This window comes from Campylobacter concisus (assembly GCF_003048405.1).
Lineage (GTDB): Bacteria > Campylobacterota > Campylobacteria > Campylobacterales > Campylobacteraceae > Campylobacter_A > Campylobacter_A concisus_Q.
In genome coordinates this window covers 80022-105781 of record NZ_PIQS01000001.1, presented here as the reverse complement: position 1 = coordinate 105781, position 25760 = coordinate 80022, and the positions used below count along the sequence as shown (strand labels likewise).

Annotated in this window: 30 protein-coding genes; 25 read left to right on the top strand and 5 right to left on the bottom strand. The window is 36.7% G+C overall.

Annotated elements, in window-relative coordinates:
* The 9 genes from CVT18_RS00570 to CVT18_RS00530 all read left to right on the top strand — a co-directional run bounded on the left by CVT18_RS00570 (nucleotide 1) and on the right by CVT18_RS00530 (nucleotide 7957).
* On the top strand, nucleotides 1–921 hold the full coding sequence (locus CVT18_RS00570; RefSeq protein ID WP_072594545.1) for a respiratory chain complex I subunit 1 family protein: 921 nt from the start codon (nucleotides 1–3) through the stop codon (nucleotides 919–921).
* Nucleotide 922: 1 nt separating this feature from the next.
* Nucleotides 923–1567 (top strand): hydrogenase 4 membrane subunit, encoded by a 645-nt coding sequence (gene hyfE, locus CVT18_RS00565; RefSeq protein ID WP_021091711.1) that lies wholly within the window; start codon nucleotides 923–925, stop codon nucleotides 1565–1567.
* Between the two features lie 2 nt (nucleotides 1568–1569).
* Nucleotides 1570–3051: a hydrogenase 4 subunit F gene (locus CVT18_RS00560; RefSeq protein ID WP_021091695.1), complete on the top strand. Its 1482-nt coding sequence runs from the start codon at nucleotides 1570–1572 to the stop codon at nucleotides 3049–3051.
* Nucleotides 3048–4784 carry an NADH-quinone oxidoreductase subunit C gene (locus tag CVT18_RS00555; protein WP_103599938.1) on the top strand — a complete coding sequence of 579 codons (1737 nt, stop codon included), beginning with the start codon at nucleotides 3048–3050 and terminating at the stop codon, nucleotides 4782–4784. Before CVT18_RS00560 ends, CVT18_RS00555 begins: the two co-directional genes overlap by 4 nt.
* Complete coding sequence (locus tag CVT18_RS00550) at nucleotides 4781–5320, top strand: formate hydrogenlyase complex iron-sulfur subunit (RefSeq protein WP_054197155.1); 540 nt, start codon at nucleotides 4781–4783, stop codon at nucleotides 5318–5320. The genes CVT18_RS00555 and CVT18_RS00550 overlap by 4 nt, the downstream gene beginning before the upstream one ends.
* Entirely contained in the window at nucleotides 5317–6141 is an 825-nt protein-coding gene (locus CVT18_RS00545; protein WP_021091627.1) for an NADH-quinone oxidoreductase subunit B family protein, read from the top strand. Before CVT18_RS00550 ends, CVT18_RS00545 begins: the two co-directional genes overlap by 4 nt.
* Nucleotides 6138–6482 carry a formate hydrogenlyase maturation HycH family protein gene (locus CVT18_RS00540; protein WP_021091884.1) on the top strand — a complete coding sequence of 115 codons (345 nt, stop codon included), beginning with the start codon at nucleotides 6138–6140 and terminating at the stop codon, nucleotides 6480–6482. The genes CVT18_RS00545 and CVT18_RS00540 overlap by 4 nt, the downstream gene beginning before the upstream one ends.
* A complete protein-coding gene (locus tag CVT18_RS00535; RefSeq protein ID WP_021091859.1) occupies nucleotides 6482–6928 on the top strand; it encodes a hydrogenase 3 maturation endopeptidase HyCI in 447 nt (148 codons plus the stop codon). The genes CVT18_RS00540 and CVT18_RS00535 overlap by 1 nt, the downstream gene beginning before the upstream one ends.
* A 162-nt stretch (nucleotides 6929–7090) precedes the next feature.
* A complete protein-coding gene (locus CVT18_RS00530) occupies nucleotides 7091–7957 on the top strand; it encodes a formate/nitrite transporter family protein (protein WP_072594540.1) in 867 nt (288 codons plus the stop codon).
* An 80-nt stretch (nucleotides 7958–8037) separates the two neighbouring features.
* Here CVT18_RS00530 and CVT18_RS00525 read toward each other — a convergent pair whose 3' ends face one another.
* Together CVT18_RS00525 and CVT18_RS00520 are read right to left on the bottom strand one after the other, a co-directional pair.
* Nucleotides 8038–8676, bottom strand: coding sequence for a Crp/Fnr family transcriptional regulator (locus tag CVT18_RS00525; protein WP_103629348.1), 639 nt, complete (start codon nucleotides 8674–8676; stop codon nucleotides 8038–8040).
* Between the two features lie 148 nt (nucleotides 8677–8824).
* A complete protein-coding gene (locus CVT18_RS00520) occupies nucleotides 8825–9238 on the bottom strand; it encodes an acyl-CoA thioesterase (RefSeq protein WP_103629349.1) in 414 nt (137 codons plus the stop codon).
* A gap of 90 nt (nucleotides 9239–9328) precedes the next feature.
* Here CVT18_RS00520 and ciaB point away from each other — a divergent pair, with 90 nt between their 5' ends.
* Both ciaB and CVT18_RS00510 read left to right on the top strand, forming a co-directional pair.
* On the top strand, nucleotides 9329–11170 hold the full coding sequence (gene ciaB / locus CVT18_RS00515; protein ID WP_103629350.1) for an invasion protein CiaB: 1842 nt from the start codon (nucleotides 9329–9331) through the stop codon (nucleotides 11168–11170).
* A gap of 720 nt (nucleotides 11171–11890) precedes the next feature.
* On the top strand, nucleotides 11891–13507 hold the full coding sequence (locus CVT18_RS00510) for a putative bifunctional diguanylate cyclase/phosphodiesterase (RefSeq protein WP_234410245.1): 1617 nt from the start codon (nucleotides 11891–11893) through the stop codon (nucleotides 13505–13507).
* Here CVT18_RS00510 and CVT18_RS00505 read toward each other — a convergent pair.
* Complete coding sequence (locus tag CVT18_RS00505) at nucleotides 13500–14039, bottom strand: hypothetical protein (RefSeq protein ID WP_107824080.1); 540 nt, start codon at nucleotides 14037–14039, stop codon at nucleotides 13500–13502. The two genes, CVT18_RS00510 and CVT18_RS00505, sit on opposite strands and share 8 nt — an antisense overlap.
* 241 nt (nucleotides 14040–14280) lie before the next feature.
* Here CVT18_RS00505 and CVT18_RS00500 point away from each other — a divergent pair, with 241 nt between their 5' ends.
* Complete coding sequence (locus tag CVT18_RS00500) at nucleotides 14281–16485, top strand: bifunctional diguanylate cyclase/phosphodiesterase (protein ID WP_234410244.1); 2205 nt, start codon at nucleotides 14281–14283, stop codon at nucleotides 16483–16485.
* Here the strand turns inward: CVT18_RS00500 and CVT18_RS00495 are convergent.
* Nucleotides 16482–16670, bottom strand: coding sequence for a hypothetical protein (locus tag CVT18_RS00495; protein WP_021091806.1), 189 nt, complete (start codon nucleotides 16668–16670; stop codon nucleotides 16482–16484). The genes CVT18_RS00500 and CVT18_RS00495 overlap by 4 nt on opposite strands.
* Nucleotides 16671–16799: 129 nt before the next feature.
* On the opposite strand from CVT18_RS00495, the gene CVT18_RS00490 reads away from it, so the two are divergent.
* Nucleotides 16800–17495, top strand: coding sequence for a dUTP diphosphatase (locus CVT18_RS00490; protein WP_103629353.1), 696 nt, complete (start codon nucleotides 16800–16802; stop codon nucleotides 17493–17495).
* The gene (locus CVT18_RS00485; protein ID WP_103629354.1) at nucleotides 17492–18232 is read left to right on the top strand and encodes an EI24 domain-containing protein; all 741 of its coding nucleotides are present in this window, start codon (nucleotides 17492–17494) and stop codon (nucleotides 18230–18232) included. Before CVT18_RS00490 ends, CVT18_RS00485 begins: the two co-directional genes overlap by 4 nt.
* An 18-nt stretch (nucleotides 18233–18250) precedes the next feature.
* On the opposite strand, the gene CVT18_RS00480 is transcribed toward CVT18_RS00485, so the two are convergent.
* Complete coding sequence (locus tag CVT18_RS00480) at nucleotides 18251–18772, bottom strand: ATP/GTP-binding protein (protein WP_103629355.1); 522 nt, start codon at nucleotides 18770–18772, stop codon at nucleotides 18251–18253.
* Nucleotides 18773–18856: 84 nt separating this feature from the next.
* Here CVT18_RS00480 and CVT18_RS00475 point away from each other — a divergent pair, with 84 nt between their 5' ends.
* The 11 genes from CVT18_RS00475 to CVT18_RS10630 all read left to right on the top strand — a co-directional run bounded on the left by CVT18_RS00475 (nucleotide 18857) and on the right by CVT18_RS10630 (nucleotide 25711).
* Entirely contained in the window at nucleotides 18857–19225 is a 369-nt protein-coding gene (locus tag CVT18_RS00475) for an L-arabinose ABC transporter (protein ID WP_178140038.1), read from the top strand.
* On the top strand, nucleotides 19226–19645 hold the full coding sequence (locus tag CVT18_RS00470) for a pyridoxamine 5'-phosphate oxidase family protein (RefSeq protein WP_103629356.1): 420 nt from the start codon (nucleotides 19226–19228) through the stop codon (nucleotides 19643–19645).
* A gap of 56 nt (nucleotides 19646–19701) precedes the next feature.
* Entirely contained in the window at nucleotides 19702–20445 is a 744-nt protein-coding gene (gene fabG, locus CVT18_RS00465) for a 3-oxoacyl-ACP reductase FabG (protein ID WP_103629357.1), read from the top strand.
* Nucleotides 20446–20533: 88 nt separating this feature from the next.
* The gene (acpP, locus tag CVT18_RS00460) at nucleotides 20534–20767 is read left to right on the top strand and encodes an acyl carrier protein (protein WP_021091725.1); all 234 of its coding nucleotides are present in this window, start codon (nucleotides 20534–20536) and stop codon (nucleotides 20765–20767) included.
* Between the two features lie 34 nt (nucleotides 20768–20801).
* Complete coding sequence (locus CVT18_RS00455) at nucleotides 20802–22013, top strand: beta-ketoacyl-ACP synthase II (protein ID WP_103629358.1); 1212 nt, start codon at nucleotides 20802–20804, stop codon at nucleotides 22011–22013.
* Nucleotide 22014: 1 nt separating this feature from the next.
* The gene (gene accA, locus CVT18_RS00450) at nucleotides 22015–22950 is read left to right on the top strand and encodes an acetyl-CoA carboxylase carboxyl transferase subunit alpha (protein WP_103629359.1); all 936 of its coding nucleotides are present in this window, start codon (nucleotides 22015–22017) and stop codon (nucleotides 22948–22950) included.
* 192 nt (nucleotides 22951–23142) lie between these two features.
* Entirely contained in the window at nucleotides 23143–23997 is an 855-nt protein-coding gene (locus CVT18_RS00445) for a CbrC family protein (RefSeq protein WP_103629360.1), read from the top strand.
* A gap of 10 nt (nucleotides 23998–24007) precedes the next feature.
* Nucleotides 24008–24859 (top strand): YwqG family protein, encoded by an 852-nt coding sequence (locus CVT18_RS00440; protein ID WP_103629361.1) that lies wholly within the window; start codon nucleotides 24008–24010, stop codon nucleotides 24857–24859.
* A gap of 63 nt (nucleotides 24860–24922) precedes the next feature.
* The gene (locus CVT18_RS10635; protein ID WP_258032955.1) at nucleotides 24923–25057 is read left to right on the top strand and encodes a hypothetical protein; all 135 of its coding nucleotides are present in this window, start codon (nucleotides 24923–24925) and stop codon (nucleotides 25055–25057) included.
* A gap of 180 nt (nucleotides 25058–25237) precedes the next feature.
* Nucleotides 25238–25456: a hypothetical protein gene (locus CVT18_RS10215; RefSeq protein ID WP_199907352.1), complete on the top strand. Its 219-nt coding sequence runs from the start codon at nucleotides 25238–25240 to the stop codon at nucleotides 25454–25456.
* 123 nt (nucleotides 25457–25579) lie between these two features.
* Nucleotides 25580–25711, top strand: coding sequence for a hypothetical protein (locus CVT18_RS10630; RefSeq protein WP_258032957.1), 132 nt, complete (start codon nucleotides 25580–25582; stop codon nucleotides 25709–25711).
* Nucleotides 25712–25760 lie beyond the last annotated feature (49 nt).

Here is a 25760-nt window from a genome sequence, read left to right as displayed (position 1 = left end):
ATGCAAACTATACTTTTAATGATATTTCAAGTAGTCGTTATCGTTTTGGTAGCTCCTTTGTTTGATGGTATGGCAAGAAAACTAAGGGCTAGACTTCAATCAAAACAAGGTAGCGATTTCTTTCAAACATATCGCGACATTATAAAACTCTTTAGAAGAGGAAGAACTGTGCCTGAGTGCTCTCACTGGGTATTTAGATGGGCTCCATTTTTCCTTTTTGCAACTTCAGCTGCAGTACTAGCTGCTATACCTATAACATACAGCAAAGATACTGTTTTTGGAGCGTATTCAGATATATTTGTGATCCTTTATCTTGGCGCATTGCTTAGATTTGTATTTGGTGCAGCTTCAATGGATAGCGGCAACCCATTTGCAGCAACAGGTGGCGGCAGAGAGCAAATGCTAGGCGTATATGTTGAGCCAGTTATGATCATGTGCTTAATCGTAGTAATGCTTGCAGCTAAAACATCAAATTTAATTGAGATCCAAGAGATGGTAAAAACTGGCGTTATCGGATATCAAATCCCAAGTTTTGCCGTAGCTTCTATCGCATTTTTATGGTGTATGTATGTTGAGACTGGCAGAAAACCATTTGACGTAGCTGAAGCTGAGCAAGAGCTTCAAGAAGGCTTGCTTGGCGAGTACGCAGGTAGCGACCTTGGTTTAGTTCAAGCATCACTTATATTAAAACAGTTTGCTATGATCGGACTTTTCCTAACTATATTTGAGCCATGGAATTTTAGCAATCCTTTCTTAGCTATTATCATTTTTGTGATAAAAACTGGAGTATTTTACGTAGCAGCTGTCTTTATAGACAACTTTGGACCACGCTTTAAAATGACTTCATCTTTACGCAAAAATGCGCTTGGTGCACTTGCTATCTCGTTTGTTGCACTAACACTTTATGTAGTAGGAGTGTGAGATGCAAACACTTGATATTTTAGCCATTTGCATGATCGTAACTTCGCTTGCGGTTTTTGGTCTTAGAAGCTTGAAACTCTCAATCATCGCTTATGCGATTGAGACACTACTTTTAGTTAGCATATTTTTCTTGCTATCTGAGAAATTTAACGCCGAGCAGCTCAAAACTTGGGCGATCGTTGCCTTTTTTACCAAAGTTTTACTTGTGCCAGGAATTTTATTCTGGCTTATCAAAAAACTTGGCGTAGTTAGCGAAGATGAGCCAGTTGGTGGATTTTTTGTAAGTCCTGTTATTGCTATGGGATTTTCTCTAGCTCTTTCAATGAGTATCCACCCTATATTTTTAAAATTTTCTCTTATCAAAGAAGAGATCATGCTAATCGCAGCTGGAACGGTCTTTATGATGGGAATTTTTGGCTTCATGCTAAGAAACTCATTTATAAAACAAATTCTAGCTTACTGCTTATTTGAAAACGGTATCCACCTAAGCCTTGCTCTAATGGCTTATAACTCACATGAGTTAGTTGAGCTTGGAATTTTAACAGATGCGATATTTGCCGTTATCATCATGAGCATTCTAGCGATTAGATTTTATAAAGCTTATGATAGCTTAGATACTTCTAAAGCTTCAAATTTAAGGGGTTAGAGATGGATAGTTTAGCTTTAATACTTATCTTACCGCTCCTTGGTGCTTTGGTCTTGTTTTTGAGTCCTAAAAATTATGCGGTATTAAGCGGACTTCACGTTTTGTTTTCTGCTGCGACATCGGTGGCTTTACTTAACAATGTTCTTAAAGTCTTAAGTAGCGGAACTTTTTATAGTTTTGATAAATTTTTGTTTTTAGATAGCTTAGGCTGTGTTTTCTTGGTGCTTATCGCTGTAACTGGATTTATAGTAAATTTCTACTCTATCCACTACATGAGATGGGAGCTTGAAGATGGACACATCCACTTAAGCGATCTTAAAAAATATTATGCATTAAGCCATGTATTTATCTTTACAATGACTTTAAGCGTTATTTGCAACAACGTTGCGTTTATGTGGGCAGCTATCGAGGCAACAACTCTTGCTTCAGTATTTTTGGTCGCTATCCACAAAGATCAAAAATCAACAGAGAGTGGTTACAAATACATTGTTCTTTGCTCAATCGGTCTAGCATTTGCACTTTATGCGACTGTTCTTTTATATTCAGCCACATTTAGCACTCTAGGAGATGGCGAAGCTTCTATGCTATTTTCAAGCATAATGGCAAATGCTAAAAATTTAAACCCAGATGCAGCAAAACTTATCTTTGTATTTGCTCTAATTGGTTTTGGTACAAAAGCTGGTCTTGCTCCAACTCACACTTGGCTACCAGACGTTCACGCTGAAGGTCCAGCACCTATTTCAGCTTTGCTTTCAGGTGTACTTTTAAAATGTGCGATGCTAGCACTTTTAAGATACTACGCTATCACAGCTCAAGCAGTTGGATTTAGCTTTGTTGAGGGCATAATGATCGTTTCAGGAACTATCACTCTTTTTGTAGCAGGATTTTTCCTAATCAGACAACACAACGTAAAAAGAATGTTTGCATACCACTCAATCGTTCACATGGGTGTTATCGCATTTGCACTTGGTGTTGGCGGTAAATTTGGTCTATTTGCAGCGATATTTCACTGCTTAGCTCACAGCTTTACTAAAGCTTTGGCATTTTGCTCAACAGGCAACATAGCAAGAATTTATGGCCACAAAGATATGAGTAAGATGGGCGGCATGGTTAAGATCGCGCCGATCACCACTATAATGTTTGGCGCGGCTGTTTGCTCACTAGTTGGTGTTCCAGCATTTGCTATATTTGTTAGTGAATATAACGTCTTTGTAGGAGCTATCACAAGCGGTCAATACATCGCAGTTGCGCTATTTGCTATTGCACTTGCAGTTATTTTCATAGCTGACTTTGCACACTTTAACATGGCAAGCTTTGGTGAGCCAAAAGGTGTGGTTGTTCATAATAAAGAGATGAGTTTGTTAGAGAATTTACCTCTTATAGCACTTTGTGCCCTTATCATAATCTTTGGCGTATGGCACGTAGATAGCTTTTATACGCTAGTAGATAACGGTGTTAATATAATGATGGGAGCTTTAAAATGAGAGGCGATAAATTTGTTGAAATCCTAAAAACCAAGGTAAAAATTTTAGAAGTAACTCGTCAAGCAGACGATCAGATCACAGTTTTGGTTGATAGAAACGATCTTCCACTAGCTGTTAAAACGCTTTATTATGATATTGGCGGCTTCATAAGCACGATGATACCAAATGACGAGCGCCAGATAAATGGCAGCTTTGCTCTTTATTATGCTCTTTCAATGGAAGGTAGCAAGATGACAGAAGCGGACGACTTTGCGGCTGAGGATAAGTGCTTTATTACTGTTAAAACGCTTATCCCAGGAAGCGATCCGACATTCCCATCAGTTACCCCGCTAGTGCCAGCTTGTGTTTGGTACGAAAGAGAAGCTTATGATATGTTTGGTTTGGTAGCCGAAGGTTTGCCTGATAAAAGGCGTCTAGTTTTAAGTGATGACTGGCCAGACGGACTTCATCCACTTAGAAAAGATGCGATGGATTATCGCTACCGCCCTGATCCGGTTGATCACAGAGATGAGCCTGATTCTGAGTTTTTGTTTCCAACAGGTGATGCAGTAGTTGATGTGCCACTTGGACCACTACATATTACTTCAGATGAGCCAGGTCACTTTAGACTTTTCTGTGACGGCGACGAGATTATAGACGCTGACTACCGCCTCTTTTATCAACACCGCGGTATGGAAAAGCTAGCTGAAAACAGAATGAACTATGATCAAATGGGCTATCTTGCAGAGCGTGTTTGTGGAATTTGTGGTTATGCTCACGCTATCGCTTGTATCGAAGCAGCAGAAAAAGCTATCAAGCTTGAAATTCCACTAAGAGCTCAAGCTATACGCGTCATCTGTCTTGAGATCGAGCGTCTTCACAGCCACCTTTTAAATATCGGTCTAGCTTGTGAGGTCACTGGTAACTATAATGCGTTTATGCACATCTTTAGGGTTCGTGAGTACTCTATGGAGCTAGCTCAGCTTGTAACTGGCGGACGTAAAACATACGGTAACGTCGTTATGGGCGGCTTAAGACGTGATATGACAAATCAAGAGATCAAAAAAGGTATCGAGATCATAAATAAACTTGACGTTCAAATTTCAGAAATTTGGGACGCAGTTATGGAGGATAAACGCCAAATCGGACGCTGGAAAGGTGTGGGAATCCTAGATCGCCAAATAGCACGTGACTTTAGCCCAGTTGGTCCAAATATGAGAGGCTCTGGCTTTAAACGTGATAACCGCTACGATCACCCATACGACTTTTTTAAACAGATAGAATTTGAAGTAGCAGTTGAGCATGGTTGCGACGTTTTTGCTCGTGAGATGGTTAGATATAAAGAACTAAAAAGCTCTATCCACATCATCCGCCAATGCTTTGAGCTAATGCCTCAAACTCCGATCATGATCGATCCTGTGACTATGATCAAACCTGAAAATTTTGCACTTGGTCATGATGAAGCACCACGTGGCGAGAACGTTCACTGGATCATGCAAGGTAGCGCTCAAAAAGTATATCGCTGGAGATGCAGGGCAGCAACATACAACAACTGGCCAAGTCTAAGGTATCAATTTAGAGGGAATAACATAAGTGACGCTGCGCTTATCGTTTGCTCACTTGACCCTTGCTACTCATGTACAGAGCGTGTTACTTTGGTTGATGTAAGGACTAAAAAAAGTAAAATTTTAACAGAGAAAGACCTTAAAAAATTCTGTCAAGATGGCGGGGTTAGTAAGAAGGATTTAAGATGATGAAGTTATTTGACATCACAGAAAAATATGGAAAAGCGACATACGCCTATCCATTTGAGCCATATATTGTTCCTGAAAATTTCCGTGGTCAGCCAAACTATACATACGATCTTTGCATAGGTTGTGCAGCTTGCGGTATCGCTTGTCCTAGTAACGCGATAGAGCTTAAGATGAACGAGGAGCAAACAAAGCTTGTTTGGGAATTTGACTGCGGACGCTGCATATTTTGCGGACGCTGCGATGAGGTTTGCCCAACTGGAGCTGTAAGACTTAGTGATAGCTTTGAGCTTGCGGTTAAATTTGACAAGAGCGCTCTTATACAAAGAGGCGAGCTTGAGATGCAAACTTGTAAATGCTGCGGCAAGCCATTTACACCAAAAAGGCTTATAAATTTCACCCTTGAAAAGCTTGGCACAGCAAATTTACTCCCAGGCAGACTCGAAGAGGCAAAAGACTACCTTTACATCTGCCCAGAGTGCAAGAAAAATCAATCTGCTGAGAGGCTAACAAAAGGCATTGAGGAGGCTATAAAATGAGTCTATATCAAGTCCCAGAGGACATAAAAACAGCAAATGATCTAACTGCAAAGCTAGAGCATCTAAAAAATATCAAAAGAAGCTTTAGCGTTTATAGGATCGACTGCGGAAGCTGTAACGGCTGTGAGATAGAAATTTTTGCAGCTATTACACCGATGTGGGATCCTGAGCGTTTTGGTTTTAAACTTGTAGCAAACCCAAGACACGCTGATATTTTGCTTTGTACTGGTCCTGTAACAAGACAGATGTATTATCCGCTTCTTCGTGCTTATGAAGCGACTCCAGATCCTAAGATCGTAGTTGCTCTTGGTGCGTGCGGAAGCAGTGGCGGAATTTTCCACGACGCTTATAGCGTTTGGGGCGGCATCGATAAGATAATCCCAGTCGATGTCTATATCCCAGGCTGTCCTCCACACCCAGCAAGCATTATTTACGGCCTTGGCATGGCTCTTGGTATCATCGATCAAAAACTTCATAAAAAAAGCTATGAGGAAGATAACACATTGCCACCTTCAGTTGAGAAGTCGGTCATAGGCGATATCTTGTTCGAGCGTGACTTGCAAGCTGAAAGCAGAAGGCTAATGAGCTATATCTTTGGTAGAATCCTTTTTGAAAAATATATGAATGCTATCAAATGTTCAAAAGATGTCCATGACCCAAGCATTTCAAGAGAGGCTGTGCTTACAGCTATCAAAAAAGAGGAAGATCCTAGATATGCTGAGTGCATGGGGCTTTTGCATAATGATGTCTATCTAAAATATGCAAAAGCTGATAAAAGCTTTGCGATAGACGTTGATAGCGAGGTTTGGAGTAAGAGATGATACAAGTTTATAAGCTTACAAAAAGGCATATGGACGACAACGACAAGTTACCACGCGAGCTAAAGGAGATAAAAATTTTCTCAACTTGCGTGGGACATGGCGTTGGCACAATTGATTTTAGCGAGAAAATTTTAGAGCTAAGCGATGAGGAATTTGACGAGATGATCAAAAACTCAGGCGAATACGTTAAATTTAAGATCGGAAATTTAAGCAAATATTTTGAAGTTGAAATTTTTGCCGAGCATATCGCTAAACTCTTGCCGCAGCTTTGTGAGTGTAAGCTTAAAGAAATTTTGGCAAATTTAAAAGAGGGATATATCGTGCTTAGGAAGGACTTTTGATGAAAAAGGCCATCCTTTGCATCGGTAATCCTATGCGTGGCGATGATGATGTGGGTAATGAAGTAGGCCGCATCGTAGAAGCTGAGCTAAAAGAGTGGAAGGTCTTTTTTGGGCAAGATGTGCCTGAGAATGAATTCTCAGCTATTAGAGAATTTGCGCCTGATATTTTGATAGTAGTCGATGCGATGAGCGGTTTTGATGAGGATAAGATAGAGTTTTTCGACCTAAGTGACGATAGAGACTATATCTACTCGACTCACAATCTCCCAACGCCAGTGCTTTTAAGCTATTTGCGAAAAATTTGCCCAAAGACGCTTTTTCTTGGCATTAGTGTCTTGCTCGAAAATGTCTTAAATTTTGAAGAAGGACTAAGTGAGCAGGCTAAAAAAAGTGCCAGAAAAGCTTTTTTAAGAATTGTAGAGATTGATAAAAATTTAGTCGGTTAAATTTAGCAAATAGCTAAATTTAGTCTTTTTAGTTGCTAAAGGCAAAATTTACTTTTAACCGCAAGCATTGATTTGACTTTAGTGATTTTGCAAAGTGTTAAACTTTGGTCGCAAAGATGAGCTTGGCTCATGTGCGAGATTGAAAATAAAAAGGAGAATGTGATGTTAAATCCGGCAGAAACCGCTCAAGCGGTCTCAAGCTCTATGGAGCATAAGGCTCATATGCCACTTACTAGTATTATCTTCCTTGCTATCATGGCTGGAGCTGCTATTGCTATGGGTGATATTTTCTGGGCTCACTCGACAGTTGGTATGGCTGAAAACCAGTCTATTGGCCTTTCAAATTTTATCGGCGGTATCACATTTAGCTGTGGTCTTATGATGGTTGTCTTTTATGGCGGACATCTTTTTACAAGCTCAGTTTTAAGTGGTGTTAGTGCATATGAAGGAAAGCTAAAACTAGGTAAGACTATCGGATACTGGGCTATCGTTTGGATATTTAACTTCGTTGGCGGCGCATTGATAGCTTATATGTACTACTACTCAGGCTTGCCACTAAAGTATGATGGCTACATCTTGCAGCACTTTATACCAGCTGGCATTGGCAAGATCACAGCACCATTTCATGAGCTATTTATCCGTGGAATTTTTTGTAACGTCTTTGTTTGTATGTCTATTTGGACTGCGACAAGTGAGAGCAATCTATCTGGTAAATTCTTTGCCATTATGTGGATGATCGGCGCATTTGTGGCTTGCTCTATGGAGCACTGCGTGGCAAATATGTTTATAATCACTGAAGCCATTATCTCAAAAGCTCACTATATAGCAGCAAACGGCGGAGATATCGCTGCTGCAGCTGCAGCTCTAGGACATGGCATTACGGCTGAAAAACTAGAAGTTTTAAACTGGGGAAATTTCATCGGTAAAAACTTAGTTCCGGTTACACTTGGTAATATCTGCGGCGGACTTTTCTTTGTTGGTTTAGTTGGCTTTATGGCTAATAAATTTGACATGAAGAAAAAAGCTTAAAAATTTTTAGTCTTTGCTTTTTGGCAAAGACTAATCCTCTAAGGCTACTCTTTGCTAGCCATTATAAAAATTTTTGATTTTTAGTTTGTGTAACTTTCAAGTTTTTCATAATCAATTATTAAAAACTCGTGTGGTGTGATCTTTCTTATGATGTCGTCTTTTATAAGCTCATTAAATGCAGTTGAAGCGCTTTGGCGTTTGAGCCCCACAAAGCTTGAGAGTACCTTTAGAGAAAATGGCAAAAATATGTAGTGATATCCATTTTGCTTTAGATCCTGCTCCTTTGCAAGCTCGATCAAAAAATTTGCAATCCTGCCTTTTGCATCTTCAAAAAGTATGGATTTTATGATCTGGCGTTGCACGATCACTGCATTTAACACAGCTTTTAAAATCTCATCTGCGACATTTGAATTTGATAAAATTTCACCTATTTTGTTTAAATTTATAGCATAAATTTCAGCATCTTCAAGCACTTCAAAAGCGCAATTATCATCGAGCACGGCGATGTTGCTCGCTTCTAAATGATAAAGGATAAATTCCTCTCCATCTTCAAAAAATGAGAGCTTTGCACAGCCACTTTTTAAGATGATAATCTTGATCTCTTCGGTGTAGATTATGCTTGTTTTTGGTAGCTCTTTGTACTCAAATTTATCAAGCTCATTTTGAGTTAGGATCTTTGTGATTTGTGTTTGCAAAAGACCTAGACGTGATTTTTTCATTTTTCTCCCAAAAAATGTATAGAGCCTGATTTTACTTTACAAAGCATTTAAAGAAGTTGAAAAATATTGCTTTTAGTTTAAGAATTTCAATAATTTTTAAAAGTAGTATTAATTTTTTAAATTGGTTGCATAAATCGCAACCAAATTTTTAAAATCCATGAAGTTGTTTTAGCTTCTCATCGATTGGCTTTTTAAGTCCATCTTTCGTCACGCTTACGTAAGTTGCGATAGCGCTTGTGACATGTATAGTCTCTCTAAAACCGCCTGGATTTAGCCTAAGGGCGGTTACTTCTATTTGCGTTGTTATTGAGGTTTTACCGACAGAGATGATTTTAGCGTAGCAGCTTAGCACATCGCCAACAAAGACTGGTTGCTTGAAAATGATCTCTTTCATAGAAATTGTCACAACGCGTTCGGGAGAAATTTCTCTTGCAGCTTGTGCACCTGCAAGGTCGATCTGACTCATTATCCAGCCACCAAAGATATTGCCAGCTGAGTTTGTATCTTTTGGTAGCATGACTTGTTTTATGCGTGGCTCACCAAAATCTTTTAAAATATCCATTTTCTGCCTTTTAGATGTTAAAATTTTTGGTTGATTGTAGCAAATTTTAATGGCTTTATGCTAAAATCTTGCAACTTCAGGGGATAAAATATGAACGATTTTAAAAGATTAAACGAACTTGCAAAAGAGCAAAAAAAGAAGTTAAATGCTATTTATAAAAATTTAGACGATGATATCATAAACGAAGCTGTTAAAATTTGTGGCCTTGCTGGTACACCAAGCCAAAAACTAGCTCTTGCAAGAAGGATAGTAGATCTTAAAGTAGATCCGCTTCAAAATGAGCTAAAAAAGCTAAATTTAGGCGAAGACGATCAAAAACGAGTGCTAAATTTGATCTATGGCTACGTTAGAAATTTATATGAAAATCTGCACGCCAAGCTTTTAGAAAAGGCCAAAGAAGAGAAAATTTTAGATCCATTTAACCAAGCCTTTGTGCAGGCTATGCACGAGCTTGGACTTAGTCTAAATGCGTGGCAAATTTCATGGCAGGATCGTATTATCGACACTACAAACAAAGAGTTTGAGGCTAAATTTAAAGATCTAAGCCAGGCAAATGAGTTTATTACTAAAAACGGCTTGTTTCAGTGTGACGCTAACGGCGTAAGGGCTGATAGAACGTATGGCGCGGTAGTAAAAGAAGGTGATAAATTTAGCTTTTTGCCTTACGCACTTGCTTTTAAAGATGAGGTTAGAGAGCTTAAAAGTGTTTTTGTTAAAAATCTTGAAATTTTAAGAAATTTAGCCAAAAACGACGAGCAAAAATCTTACATAAAATACCTTGAAAAGCTACAAAATGCCTTTTGCGAAGAAGATAATACAAAGGTGATAAACGCTTGGCAAGAGGCTGAGATAGCGTGGATGGATGTAAAAGGCGCACTTCAGCCAGGCCATCCTCTAGAGTACTACGAGGATGCCTACACGCACGCAGTTGCGCTAGAGTGGGACATTAGGCTGGTTGATAGCGAGGGCATTGATGAGCTTAAATTTAAAGAAAAAGTGGCAAAAACTTATAAGAGTGTTTGCGAAAAGATCAAGTTTGATAATGCCGAGACAAACAAGGCAGTTAGCGAAAATATCGCTAGGACGCAGCTTTATATAAGCGTGCCGATGATCTATTATGGAGCGGAGTTAAATGGACTTTTTAGCGCTCAAGTCGTGCCAAATGATGAGAGTGTGAGCGCAAAATGCGGTAAGAAAATTTTTGCTTTTGTAAATCACGTCTACGAGGGCGCAAAAGCAAAGCCTTTTATGAAGCTTGGGGCGGAAATTTTTAGCAAGGAATTTTTGGATTTTGGTAGGGAAATTTTATTTTTAAAGCCAAAAATTTGGAAAAAAGTTTATGAAATATCAACCATTGGCCATGAGTTTGGGCATATCCTCTTTATCGGACTTGATACTGAGATGAGTATGAATAAAAGCGGCGTCTTTAAATTTATAGAAGAGTACAAGGCAACGACTGGTGGGTTAGTAAATTTCTTCTTGCATGAAGAAACTGAGTATAAAATGGCGGTTTTTCATGAACTTATTGCACGTGCCGTAGGGCTTATCGCTTGGCGAAAGGTTGATGAAGTTAGGGCTTACTACTGCGAGGGGCTCATACATCTTAGTCTGCTTTTTAGAGCTGGAGTGCTTGAATTTGACGGCAAACTAAGTGTGGATATGAGCGAGCAAGCTTATGCTAAATTTAAAGAAATTTGCCTGCAAAACTACTTCGATCTAGCGCAAACATACGCTAAAAAAGATGATGCGAGCACATTTTTAGAGAAATTTTGTCAAAAAGATGAGCAGAGCTATCTGCCAAAAGATGAAGAGTGCAAGAAATTTGTTGAGCATTTTTACGCTAGATACGAAGCTATCGGCAATGATGTCGATGATAGTGGCGAGTGGCAAAGATGGCAAAGTTTAGCTAAAAAGGCAGAGAAAGATAGATAAAGACAGAACATGATAAGTAAGATAAGCAATGAAAATCAAGTATCTTTTTTATTTATGTTGATACTTTTTTGTGTATATGTTGTTAGTTATTTTATTGCTAGTGGTTTTTATGAAGACATAATTACTGCTCTATTTGATTTTATGATCACATTATTTATCTTTTTAAAGCTAAAAGAGACAAAAAATTTAAAAACATATTGGATATATATATTACTAGGCCTTACTTGCTGGGTAGCATCAGACACTATGTGGATGCTATATGATAAGGTTGATTTTCTTAAACGATTTCTTTCTAAAGTCAATTTTATACAAATCTCATACGTAGTCTCATATTTTATGTTTGCATTTTCTGCTTTTTATATTTTGATTAAAAATTTGAAAAATTTATTTTTAATGCAAGTATTTGTGGACTCGGTCTCTATTTCTGCGATATATTTTAGCTTTATGTGGTTTATGATTTTTGATAGAAGTTTAACTCAAGTTTTAAGCCAAAAAGATTTTTTTAATCTAAGTTATATCGCCATAGATTTATTTATGTTTTGTACTTCATTTATTGCGTTTTTTTCACTTAAATTTTCAATAAGAAGACTGTCTATATTTTTATGCTTGATAGCACTTATTGCAATAAGTGTTTATGATATTTTTACCACTACAATGGATTTTTGGATAGATGAAATATCCTTTTTTGGATATGACATTGTATTCAAGAGTGCATTTTTTATGTTGTTTGTTGCCACACTTCATTTAAGAGAGGGCGAGGCAAATCTAAAATTTAGGGCACTTAGAAATGATTTTGATAAAATTTTAATACAAAAGCTATTTGTTTTTGCCGCATTTTTGACAATTATGATCTTGTACTCTTGGAAGATAAATTTGACATGGTTATTTTCTATTTTAGTTACTTTGCTTGCATACAGGGCATTATCTTATACATTTTCTAATGTTAGAAAGATGGATATTTTAATTAAACGTGAAATACATATCAAAAAAGTATTAAATAATCAGATAGAAAGTAAAGTAAAAGAGCTTGAAGAGACAAATAGGCACCTACAAAGGATCAGTAAATATGATTATCTAACGAATGCTCTAAATCGCCAGTATTTTATCGCAAGGCTTGAAGAAATGATAAAGTCAAAGGCGCTTGGTGAAAAGATAGATATTTATAGTATTGACATAAACCATTTTAAAGCGATAAATGACTCGTACGGGCACTATATCGGCGATGATGTAATAGCAAAGTTTGCTTTAAACATTGAGTCAATATTGCCACCAAACGATTCCTTATTTGCAAGGTCTGGCGGAGATGACTTTATCGTTGTTATCAAGCAAAACGAAAATGTACATTGCAGAGAATTTTTGCACTATCTACTAAAAGCTATTTCAGAGCCAATCGTTATAGATGATTATAAAATTGTACTTGATGCGAAAATAGGGATTAGCTCGACACAAACTAGTGAAATTTTGGCTGATGATTTTATCATGCAATCAGAAGCAGCACTAGAAGCAGCAAAGAAAGATGCATCTGAAAAGTATGTTTTTTATAGTGATATAAAAAGCATGATTCAGGATAGAAACTATATAGAAATATTGCTAAATAGCATAAGCTTTGATGAAGAATTTGAGCTAAAATTTCAGCCCCAGTATCTAATAGAAGGTAAAAAAATAGTAGGAGCAGAGGCTCTTGTTAGGTGGAACTCTCCTATAAAAGGTCCGGTAGATCAATCAAAATTTATCCCAATAGCCGAACAAAGCTCGATTATCAGTGCGATAGGAAAATGGGTGGCAAAAAATGCTATAAAACAAATGGCCTTTTGGAATGAGAAATATAATACAAACCTAAAAATAGGCATAAATATCTCACCAAAACAGATTGATAATATAAATTTTGCATCTAAATTTTTAAGCTATATAGATAGATACGGCATTGATCCATCTTGTGTAGATGTTGAGATCACTGAGGCTAGCCTCGTTAATGCCGAAGAGATGATGCAAAGTGCGTTATCTGAGCTTTCAAATAGAGGAATTTGCATATCCATAGATGATTTTGGTACCGGTTTTTCATCGATGAATTACATCAAAAAATATCCTATGAGCCGCCTAAAGATCGCTAAAGAGCTGATAGATAATATTGCTAAAAATGATATAGATAAAGACGTGGTAAAAAGCGTTATAGCTTTAGCTAAAAATGTGGAGCTAAAGACTATTGCTGAAGGCGTCGAAGATGAAACCCAGCTTGAAATTTTAAGAGAGCTTGGATGTGATGAGGTGCAAGGGTATCTTTGGGGTAAGCCAATGAGTGCAGAGGATTTTGAAAAGCTTATAATAAGCGCTATTTAAGCACACTATTTGCACTAAAATTTTCAAATTTTAAAATATCTTTATCGCAAAGTTTAGCCAGCTCATTTATCATTTTTGAGCTAGCTTCATCTTTTGGGATTATTAGATGAATTTTTTCTTCTAAAAAAATGATAAAGATATTTTTTAGCTCATAAATTTCACTAACTTCATTTAGTCCAAATTTTTCATTTTCTTTGGGTTCGTTTTCATAGTAAGCCAGAAATTTCTCATTTACTTCAAAATTCATTTGCTTTTGAACATCTGAAATTTCAATTCTCTTTAATGCAGCTATGCGACTTCTTTTTAAAAAAATAGGATAAAAAATGATCCAAAATATAGCAAAAATAGCTCCGATAACAGTAAAAATTTTACTTTTTAATAGCATATCAGCAACAAAACCAGCTATGATGGCTTCAGTAAATATCATAAAAGTGTTTATAAAATACTGCTTTCTTGCTGTCTTTGAGAAAAATAAGATAAAAGATTTATAATCTATTAAATTTTGTCCATTTATGACGATATTGCACTTCATAAGATACCTTTGTGAATTTTAAAATTTTTGGGAAATTATAACCAAAAGCAAAGTCAATTTTTGTATAATTTGGACTATTTCTTAGGAGAGGGACACTATTTTTTTAATATCAAAATCATCTATAACTGGCATGCGAAAATGGATCTTAGTTGCAGTTGTAGCGCTATTCGTATTTGCACTATTAGCATCTTTGCTAGATTATAATCTAATTGGAAAAATATCTATTTTGCTTGGTTTCTTTGTGATAACTTTTGGCATTTATACTTCAATGGATAAAGTAAAAACCAAAATAACGCATTGGCTTGCAATATGTTTTGGTGTTTTTTTATGGTCTATTTGCGATGCATTAATGGTGTTAAATCAAGATGTACTATTGCGGGCTCATAGTTCTTACGCGTATCTTGATGTGTTTTTTATGTTGCCAATGATATCTATTTTAACTGGTGTTAGTATATTTTTGTATTCAAAATTTGCAGCCAGTCAAGAAAAGCTAGCCATTATTATGGATAGCATAAGTGTCTTTTTTTTAATAGTAATTTTAATATATGGTATTTTTGATGAAGTAGATATCTTATCGATGATAAATAATAGATCAAATATCGTTTTTCTCTCTATTGTAGCCATAAATTTTCTTATACTTTTTATTACTTTAAGTGAGATTTTTACAAGCAGCTTGCTTCATATAAAAATTAGTGGCTTTTACCTCATATCAGCTAGTATTTTATTTACGATGCTAAATTTATTTATTTTTTATAGTCAGATCTCAAATGTAAATTTTGGCCATAAAATAGATTTTTTATATATCGTTCCTTTCTTTTTTTTGATGATAGGAGCTTTTTATTTAAAAGCTAAAAATGAATATGTTACAAATACCGATAAAGATATCTCAATAGGATCAAAATGGCTACCAATAATAATAGTTTTACCATTGCTATTACAAGAAGATCTGACATCTTTTAGTGCACTTATCTCGTTATTTATCTTGGTTGTAAATGCTATTGTTAATTACTACGTTAAAAGCTCTATTGCAAGTAGAAAAATATTAGATTATGAAAGAAATCTTCATAGAGAGATGGAAAAGTCGATGCATGAGCGAACCAATGAACTTATGCTCGCAAATTTAAGACTTCAAGATATGTCTGAGAAGGACTATCTAACAGACCTTGGCAATAGAAATTTTATAGTAAATGAGCTTGAAAGAATGTGCAAAAGCATCTCTGAAGATGAGGAAATCGCGGTTTATTATATAAATTTAAGCCGTTTTAAAAGCATAAATACATCTTATGGGCACGAAATAGGCGATAGAATTTTAAAATTAGTTGCAAAAAGGATACTTGAAGTTTGCAATAGACAAGAGGCCATAGCAAGGATTAGTGCGGACGAATTTATCGTACTAGCAAAAATGGAGATAAATAGTCATACAAAACGCTTAAATCTTGGTATCGCCTTAAAAGATGCTATTGAAAAACCAATTCAAATAGATAGATATCACTTTGGGCTTAAGTGCATAATAGGCATAGATGTAGCAACAAAAGATAGCACGGCAAATCCAAGAAATATTATAAAAAACGCAGATATGGCAATGTATTATGCCAAAAAAAATCCAGCTTTAAATCCTATGGTTTATAGCGATAAAATTAGCAATGAAATGCACCTAAGCTCAAGTATCGAGATCGCGCTTAAAAAAGCTAATTTGCAAGAAGACCTTCATGTATATTTTCAACCAATATTTGATCTAAAAATTGAAAAAATGATCTACGCAGAGGTTTTTTTATATTGGAAATCAGAAAAATTTGGCTTGATGGAAGCGAGCAAATTTATGAAAGAGGTCAATGTAAATAGCGATATTTTAAATGATATTTACTCACTTTTAGTTTCAAAGACCATAGAGTATGTAGATAGATTGCAAAAAGAAAAACTCTTGATACCAAAAATAAGTATAAATGTTGCACAGATTCAAAGTAAATCAGAAAAATTTGTTTTAGATTTTATTTCTAGCTTACGCTCGCACCATATAAATCCAGAGCTTTTTGAAATAGAATTTGGCGAAGAAATATGGACAAATAATACTAAGACGCTTGATAAAATTTTTTCTATTCTTAAAGAAAATAATATAGATGTTTGCATAGATAATTTTGGCTCTGGATATACTTCATTTATTTATATTAGAAAATACGGTATTAAGCGTATAAAAATAGCAAGTGAATTTGTTGCTCAAGCATCAAATAGCAAAATAGATGCACAAATCGTATCTGCAATTATTGATTTAGCAAAGGCAATGAAGATAAAAGTTGGCGCAAAAGGCGTAGAAAAAGAAGAAGATATTAATTTCTTAAAAGAGCTTGATTGTAACGAAGTTCAAGGACTTTTCTTATCTCGTCCTATGAGTGCAGAAGAATTTGAAGACCTTGTAAGACAAGATCCTCAAATGATAGCTAAAGTTTAAATTTCAGCCTTTATCTCTTCGTTTGATTTTACGACCATGCCTGAGCCATGGATCACGCTTGGAACACAACTGGTGCAGATATCAACTTCTTCACCATTTTTATGAGCGTGGATAAAAACTGCATTTGTATCATCACTGCTTTTTAGTCCGCAAACATTGCAAACCACTAGATCTTTTTCTCTCATTTTTTCTCCTTTGAAATTTTTGCCTATTTTAGCTCCTAAATTTTATACATAAAATGATTTAAGTCAAGCTTACCTCGTGGCATTTAATAATTTTTTGTTATAATCCTTTAAAATTTTAAAAGGCCTAAAATGAATGAAAGAACGATTATTTTAGAGATGTTAAAGATGCAGCAAAGCCTAAATGATGAGACGAATGGGCTTGGCTGGGAAAATGGTTATACTAATAAAAATAAATTAATCAGCTGGAGGCGCTGCATATATATGGAGTGCGCTGAGCTAATCGATAGCTTTGCATGGAAACACTGGAAGAGCATCGATGCTAAGACTGATGAGCAAAATTTACGCATAGAAGTTGTTGATATTTGGCACTTTATAATGAGTCTAGCTTTGCAAATTTATAAATCAAAACAGCTTGGAGATATAGAAACTTTAGCCGATGATATTTGCCAATCAAGCGGTTTTAGTGAGTTTTGCAAAGAGCCCTTAAGGATTGAAGACGAGAGTATTTATGAGATAATGAATGATGTTGAAATGCTCATACATGAGTGTAGTGGGTTTGACTACGATATATTTGATATTTTAAAAATTTACTTCTCTATGTCTTTAAAATGTGGCGTAAATTTATACTCACTTTATGAGTGCTACATCGCTAAAAACGTGCTAAATCGCTTCCGTCAAAATAATGGCTACAAAGAAGGCAGCTATAAGAAAAATTGGAACGGACGCGAAGATAATGAAGTGATGAGTGAAATTTTGTTAAATGGCGTTAGCAGGATCGATGAAATTTACGCCGCACTTGAGCATGAATATAAAAAGGTGAAATGATAAACCTTCTTCGCCTTGGCTTTAAAGATTTTTTTACAGCCAAATTTATAGCGCTATCCATCTTGCCACTTTGTCTTAGCATTTTTAGTCTTGCGTGGCTTACGATCTGGGGCGGCAGTGAGATATTTGATCTTTTAAGTGATAGCGCCAAAAATGAAAATTTTGCCTTTTTAGAGCCAAACTCGGTGCTCTCTTTTATCGCTATTAAAATTTTAAGCTTTAGCGCCACAAAATGGATAGTTAGCATACTTTTTTATATTTTGAGCACCTTTTTAACGATAATTATTAGCATAATAATCGCTCTAGTCGTAGCTGGCTTTTTAACTCCAGTTGTGGCCAAAGAGATAAACAAAAGGCACTACAACTACGTGCTTAAAAGCGAGGCTAGCACGGCTAGAGTGCTAAAAGTGACGATGGTTGAGATCATGAAATTTCTTGGGATCTTACTCATTTGTCTGCCGCTTTTGTTTGTACCAGTCTTAAATTTATTTATCATAAACGTACCATTTTTTTACATTTACTATAAACTTTTACTGATAGACATTGGCTCAAACACGCTTGATAGTGATAAATTTGAGTTAGCACTGCTTGAAGGTGGTGGGGTTAAATTTATATTTTTTACACTTTTGTTTTATCTCATCTCGCTTGTGCCGCTTGTGGGACTATTTTTTCAGCTTTATTTTGTGATAGTCTTGTCGCACCTCTTTTATCAAAGAGAAGCACTCATAAAAATTTAGAGCCAAAAAGCTCTAAATTTAAGCATAGTAAGATACTTTGTTACTCTCATCAAGTAATGTATCAAATAGCCTTTTTGTAGCACTTAGTAGATTTTTGTTCGCATTATTTTGAGCTAGAAGTTCGTCAAACATCTTTAGCATATTGTCATTTATAAAATTTTTATGATTTAGATCTTTTGCGTCAGGTAGCATCTGCTTGATCTTGTTTGAAAGATCACTTATGCTTTGGCTGCTGCCAGCGATCTTGTCGCCCTCTTTGATATTTTTCATAAATTCATTTACTTGTGGGCGAATTTGCTTCATCGCCTCTTCGATCTCTTTCATGTCCTGCTCGTCTATGCCGTTTCCTCTATATAAAAACTCATAGCCGTATTCGTGGGTTAGAGTTAGACTTTTTTGGCTTGAACTGCCATTTTTCTGGCTCGAAAACTCCAAGCTTTTGTTATCATACATCGAAAAGCTTATCTCATCGCCTGAGCTAGTTTTCATCGAAAAGCTCATGTTGTTGTAGCTTCCTTGAGAGTAAAAATTTGTTTGCATTTTTAAATCCTTTTGAGACTAAATCGGCAAAATTTTAATTTCATAAAGCAAAATTTTGTAAAATGCGTCAAAAAAGGACGGGCGATGTGTTGTTTTGGGACTAGGATATTTTTGCTGATGCTTATCACTGTTTTAAGCTTTGGCTTTGCTAGGCTCTACCCAGTTTTACCAGTCGTTGGCTACTACTTGATACTTGCAAATTTGCTCTCAATTTTGATGTTTTCACTATTTTTTAAAGGGCTTTTGCCAAGCTTTGTAAAAGTAAATGCGATACACTATTTTTCGCTCATTGGCGGCTTTTTGGGAGCATTTTTAACTATGCTTATTTTTAAAAAAGTAGCAAAGGATAAATTTAATCTCACTGAGCTCATCATCTTTTTGGTCTGGATTGCTATATTGCTCTTTGTCATTTTTAAATTTCAAGCCATTCTTGATATTTTTAGAGGAATTTAGATGGATGAGCGGATAGTTAAATTTCTAAAAAAAATGCATCTCGCTAGCGTTTGCGTCGTTGATGAGGAGGGACAACCTTACGCTTTTAGTGCATTTTATGCCTTTGATGAGGTAAATTTTAGCCTTTTGCTAGCTAGCTCAGATGATAGCTCACATATCAAATTTTTAAAAAACTCAAAGCTTGTTGCTGGTACGGTCGCTCTTGATACAAAGATCGTTGGTAAGATCGAGGGTGTGCAGTTTCAAGGGCAGATGAAAGAGGCTAAAGAAAATGAAAAAGAAATTTATTTCAAAAGATTTTTTTATGCAAAAGCGATGGATCCAAAAATTTGGTGCATAAATCTTGAAAAGCTTAAATTTACGAGTAATGTTCTTGGTTTTGGCAAAAAGATAAAGTGGGAAAGAAATAATAAAATTTAGACGTTAAGCTTATATAAGCTACAATCATTGAAAAATTAGAAAAATAAGGAGAATTTATGAAATTTAGCGGAAAAAACGTGCTAATAACAGGTGCAAGCAGAGGTATCGGCGCACAGATCGCAAAGACGCTTGCAAATATGGGCTTAAAAGTGTGGATAAACTACCGCTCAAAGCCTGAGATAGCAGACGCTTTGCAGGCCGAGATCGAGCAAAATGGTGGCAAGGCTGCTGTAATAAAATTTGACGCAACTGACGAAGATGAGTTTATAAAAGGTATAAATTTGATAGTTGATAGCGACGGCGAGCTAAGCTATCTTGTAAATAACGCCGGCATTACAAACGACAAACTAGCACTTCGCATGAAAACTAGCGAATTTACAGATGTGATAAATGCAAATTTAACTTCAGCTTTCATAGGATGTAGAGAGGCTTTGAAAGTGATGAGCAAAAAGCGCTTTGGAGCAGTCGTAAACGTCGCTTCTATCGTTGGTGAGATGGGAAATGCAGGGCAGGTGAATTATTCAGCCAGTAAGGGCGGACTAATCGCCATGAGCAAGAGCTTTGCAAAAGAGGGTGCAAGCAGAAATATACGCTTTAATAGCGTAACTCCGGGCTTTATCGAGACTGATATGACGCATGGACTAAGCGATGAGGTGAAAAAAACTTATAGCGATAATATCCCGTTAAAACGTTTCGGCAGTGCTAGTGAAGTAGCTGAGGTAGTAGCGTTTTTACTAAGTGATCATGCAAGCTACGTAACTGGTGAGACGCTTAGAATAAATGGCGGACTTTATATGTAGGTAAATTTCAGACAAGTTTTGAAATTTAAAATAAATAAAAGCGTAAATATTATAAGATAACAGACATTTTTTATAAGGAGACCTTAAAATGGCAGTATTTGAAGACGTAAGAGACGTAGTTGTAGAGCAACTAAGTGTAGATCCACAAGCAGTAAAATTAGAGTCTAAAATCATCGAAGATTTAGGCGCTGATTCACTTGACGTTGTAGAGCTAGTTATGGCTTTAGAAGAGAAATTTGAAGTAGAAATTCCTGATAGCGAAGCAGAGAAATTAATAAGCATTCAAGACGTTGTAAATTATATAGAAAAGCTAGGTAAATAATTAAAATTTACACAGTTTGATTTAAGGAGATGTATTGAAACGAGTCGTTGTAACTGGTATAGGCATGATAAACGCACTTGGCCTTGACAAAGAGAGTTCTTTTAAGGCTATTTGCGAGGGTAAAACAGGTGTGAAAGAGATCACAAGCTTTGATGTAAGTGACTTTCCTGTTAAAATTGCTGCCGAGATAACTGATTTTGATCCGAATAGCATTTTAGACGGCAAAGAGGTGAAAAAAGTAGATCGTTTCATACAGCTTGGCATAAAAGCATCTAATGAAGCTATGGCTGATGCGAATTTTAAAGAGTTTGATGCTCATAAATTTGGCGTTAGCTCGGCAGCTGGCATAGGTGGTTTGCCAAATATTGAAAAAAATTCAATTACATACTTTGAAAAAGGCGTAAAGAGAATTTCGCCATTTTTCATTCCATCGGCACTTGTAAATATGCTAGGCGGCATAGTTTCTATAAATCACGGACTTAAGGGTCCAAATTTGTCTAGCGTAACAGCATGTGCAGCAAGCACTCATGCGATATCGCAAGCTGCAAAATGCATTATGATTGGTCAAGCTACAAATATGCTAGTTATCGGCGCTGAGTCTACTATTTGTGGTGTAGGTATAGGTGGTTTTGCTGCCATGAAAGCACTATCAACTAGAAATGATGAGCCAAGCAAGGCTTCAAGGCCATTTGATGCAAACCGCGACGGCTTTGTAATGGGCGAAGGCGCTGGTGCGCTTGTACTTGAAGAGTATGAGTCAGCTATTGCAAGAGGTGCCAAAATTTATGCTGAAGTGATTGGATTTGGTGAGAGCGGAGATGCACACCATATTACATCACCAACACTTGAAGGCCCATTAAGTGCGATGAAACAAGCGCTTGATATGGCAAAAGGTGTAAAGATAGATTATGTAAATGCGCACGGTACTTCAACGCCTGTAAATGATAAGAATGAGACTGCGGCACTAAAAGCGGTTTTTGGTGACAAATGTCCACCGGTTAGCTCAACAAAAGGTCAAACTGGACACTGTCTAGGTGGTGCTGGTGCGATCGAGGCTGTTATATCTATAATGGCAATGAGAGATAGTATCATCCCTCCAACAATAAATTACGAAACTCCTGATCCAGAGTGCGATCTAGACTACGTTCCAAATAAAGCTAGAAAAGCTGATATAAAAGCTGTTATGAGCAACTCATTTGGCTTTGGTGGAACAAACGGCGTCGTAATATTTAAAAAGTTGGATTAAGATGTCAAATTATTTAGATTTTGAAAAAAGCATAAAACAAATTGATGAAGATATAGCAAATGCTAAGATCAGAGGCGATGAACATGCTGTTGAAATTTTAAATAAAAACCTATCTAAAGAAATCTCAAAAGTATATAAAAATTTAAACGAATATCAGCGTTTACAGCTTGCTCGTCATCCAGATAGACCATATTCTATTGATTATATTAATGCGCTTTTGATTGATGGATATGAGATTCATGGGGATAGAGCATTTCGAGATGATCCAGCAATAGTTTGTTACATCGGCTATATTGGAGGTAAAAAGACTGTTATTATAGGCGAGCAAAAGGGCCGTGGCACTAAAAATAAATTAAGAAGAAATTTTGGTATGCCTCACCCTGAGGGTTATCGCAAGGCTCTTAGAGTTGCAAAAATGGCTGAGAAATTTAATCTACCTATTTTATTTCTCATAGATACTCCAGGCGCATATCCAGGCGTTGGAGCTGAAGAGCGAGGACAAAGTGAAGCCATAGCTAGAAATTTGTTTGAGTTTGCAAATTTAAAAACTCCAATAATTGCTGTTGTCATAGGCGAAGGTGGAAGTGGTGGCGCTTTGGCTATTGGTGTGGCTGATAGACTTGCCATGATGAAAAATTCTGTGTTTTCGGTTATTTCGCCAGAAGGCTGTGCGGCAATACTTTGGAATGACCCAGCTAAACAAGAACAAGCCACAAAATCTATGAAAATAACAGCTGATGATTTAAAAAGTCTATCGCTGATTGATGCTGTTATAGATGAGCCGATAAATGGAGCTCATAGAGATAAAGATGGCGCTGCAAAAGCACTTGCAAATTATTTTATCTCAGAGCTAGCTGAGCTTGAAAAGCTTGATATAAATAATCTTGTAGCAAAAAGAATAGAAAAAATTCTCTCTATCGGAGCATTTGAAGAATAAATTTATAGTCACAACAATTTTATAAGAATTCTTATCAAATTTGTTTGTGGCATCATCTACTAAAATACTAAAATAATTTAAAAATCTATATAAATTTTATCGCTTTAATAGCCATAATTTTTGCACTAGCTTTTATATCTTTAAGATTTAAACACTAAAATTGTTAATATTAAATCTACATAAAGAGTATTAATGAATAAATTTCAGGAAAAATATATCACTCTTTCAAAAGAATATTATAAAAATAATGGCAATGCTTCTAGTATTGAGGCACTCTATGAGTTTAAAGAAGAGTTGGAAAATTGTGATGACATTCACGCAAAGTATGTTTTAGTCGATGTTTATCAGCTTTTATCTATGAGAAAGAGTGCTTACGACTTACTTTTAAAAATACATGACAAAAGTGATAAAAAACAGCTAAAGACACTTGGCTATCTAGTGCAATTCATTGACGAAAATGATAGATGGGCACTACCTCGCCCAAAAAGTAGAGGTCAAATTTTAGCTCAAAAAGACAAAGCCTCCACACTACCAAAATTTATCTATCATCCCAATCCTTTAAAAACTGGTGCATTTAAAGATGATATGAGCATAGTGTGCGAGTGCTGTGGCAAAGATACTGAAATCTATTATAACGGTAGCATTTATTGCGAGCAAGATATTTCGTATCTTTGTCCTACTTGTATTTCTAGTGGTAAGGCTGCTAAGAAATTTGACGCTACATTTGTGCAAGATGTTGACAAACTAAATACAAGTGATGCTAAAAAGGATGACGAACTCTTTAGAAGAACCCCGGGCTACGAGAGCTGGCAGGGCGAGCATTGGATAGCTTGTTGTGATGATTATTGCGAATTTTTAGGTGATGTTGGTACAAAAGAGCTCGAAGAAATGGGCATAGCAGACGAGGTATTTGAGGACTATGCAAAAAGGGCCGAATATGACGATAAAATGCTACGCGAATATCTTGTCAAAGCTGGCGATATTGCTGGATATTTGTTTCGTTGTTTGCATTGTAAGAAGTATCATATATACGTTGATGCTTGTTAAAGAGGAAAATATGGATATTGCAAAAATTTCTAAAGGTTGTAAAGAACGTGGGCTGGATGAACTTTTTAAGCTCTTATCGCCACTAGCAAGAAATGCCATAAGGATAGATACGCAAGCTAAAAATGACGATGATATCGTCGTTGGAGCATCTAAATTTGGCGGCTCGCCAGATCTGCCAGATGGTTTATCGTGGCCGTTAAATGAAAATGGCGCTTTAAGTTTTGTGGCACAGATAAATTTTGCTGAAGCTAGCAAATTTGACATTGACTCACTACTACCAAAAAGCGGAATGCTCTATCTTTTTTATGATAGAAATTTGCGTATTTGGGGCTATGATCCTACCGATAAAAATGGCTTTGCAGTGATCTTTTCTGATGTAAATCATGGGCCACTTTCTCGCAGGAGAGCGGAGAGCTTAGAGGGAGAAAATTTCACTTTTAATGCGTGCTTGCTCAGCTTTAAAAATGAGATAAATTTGCCAAATTTACAAAGCTCGATTGTACCATTTAGTAAAATTAGTGAGGCTGAGTGGGAGGCCTATCATGAGGTTATTGAGCTAAGCTGGCAGGCCAAAGAAAATAAGCTTCTTGGGCACTCCGATAATGTCCAAGATGGTATGGAGCTAGAGTGTGAGCTGGTTGCAAATGGGTTTAGCTGTGGTGATGGTAGCGCTTATCACAACCCAAGAATAGCAGAATTTGAGAAAAATGTTACCCAGTGGCAACTACTTTTACAGATAGATAGTGATGATGAGGGCGACATGGACTGGGACGGAGAGGGCAGAATTTATCTGTGGATAAAGAGGGACGACCTAGCGGCGCGCGACTTTAGCAAGACGTGGCTAGTTTTGCAAACGAGTTAATTACAAAAATTTATTAAGATCGCTTATATTTTTGTATCATTGGTAGTCCTTTTAAAGGGATTTATGCCTAAAATTTCATCGTACAGGCACTTTCTTGCTACGACTGCTTTGCTTGCAGCAAGTGCCATTTTGCATACTTTTGCTCACACATCGCCCACAAAAGGTCAAAACCAAACAAATTTAGAAAAAGATGATTAAAAATATCGTTTTAGTTCATGGCACATTTGCTAATGGCTCTTGCTACGCTGAGGTGATCCGCCACTTGCAAGAAGCTGGCATTAACGCCGTTGCCATGCAAAAACCCGCTATCTTCGCTTGTTAGAGGCTTAAGCGCACACTCGAGAGGGTTCAGGGCAAGAGTCTGCTAGTTGGGCACTCTTGGGGCGGCGTGCTGATCACCGAGGTAGGCACTCACAAAAAGGTCACTGCTCTTGTCTATCTCTCGGCCACCCTGCTGATAACGGCGAGTGCGCTGCTGAGGTGCTTGAGCGGCAAAATGCGCCGATAAAAGGTCTTAGTCCAGATGCAAATGGCGAGATATTTTTGCCAGCTGAGGCGTTTGCGGATGTGATGGCAAATGACATGCCAGCAAAGTAAAGCCGCGTTTTAGCAGCGCTTCAAACGCCTATGAATGCAGCTGCATTTAGCGATAAGATAGGCACGGCTACTTGGCATGAAAATCTTTTTATCTTTTAACTAAAAACGACCATGCCTTGGCGTATGAGGTGCAGCAGCGGTTTTGCAAAGCAGATGATTGCAAAGCCAAAAGAGCTTGATAGCGGATACCTTTTGATGATTGCAAAGCCAAAAGAGCTAGCAAATTGGCTCATTGAGATTGCAAATTTGATTTAAATTTATAAAACGGGCCACTTTAAATGAGTGGCTTGAGGTTAAATTTTAT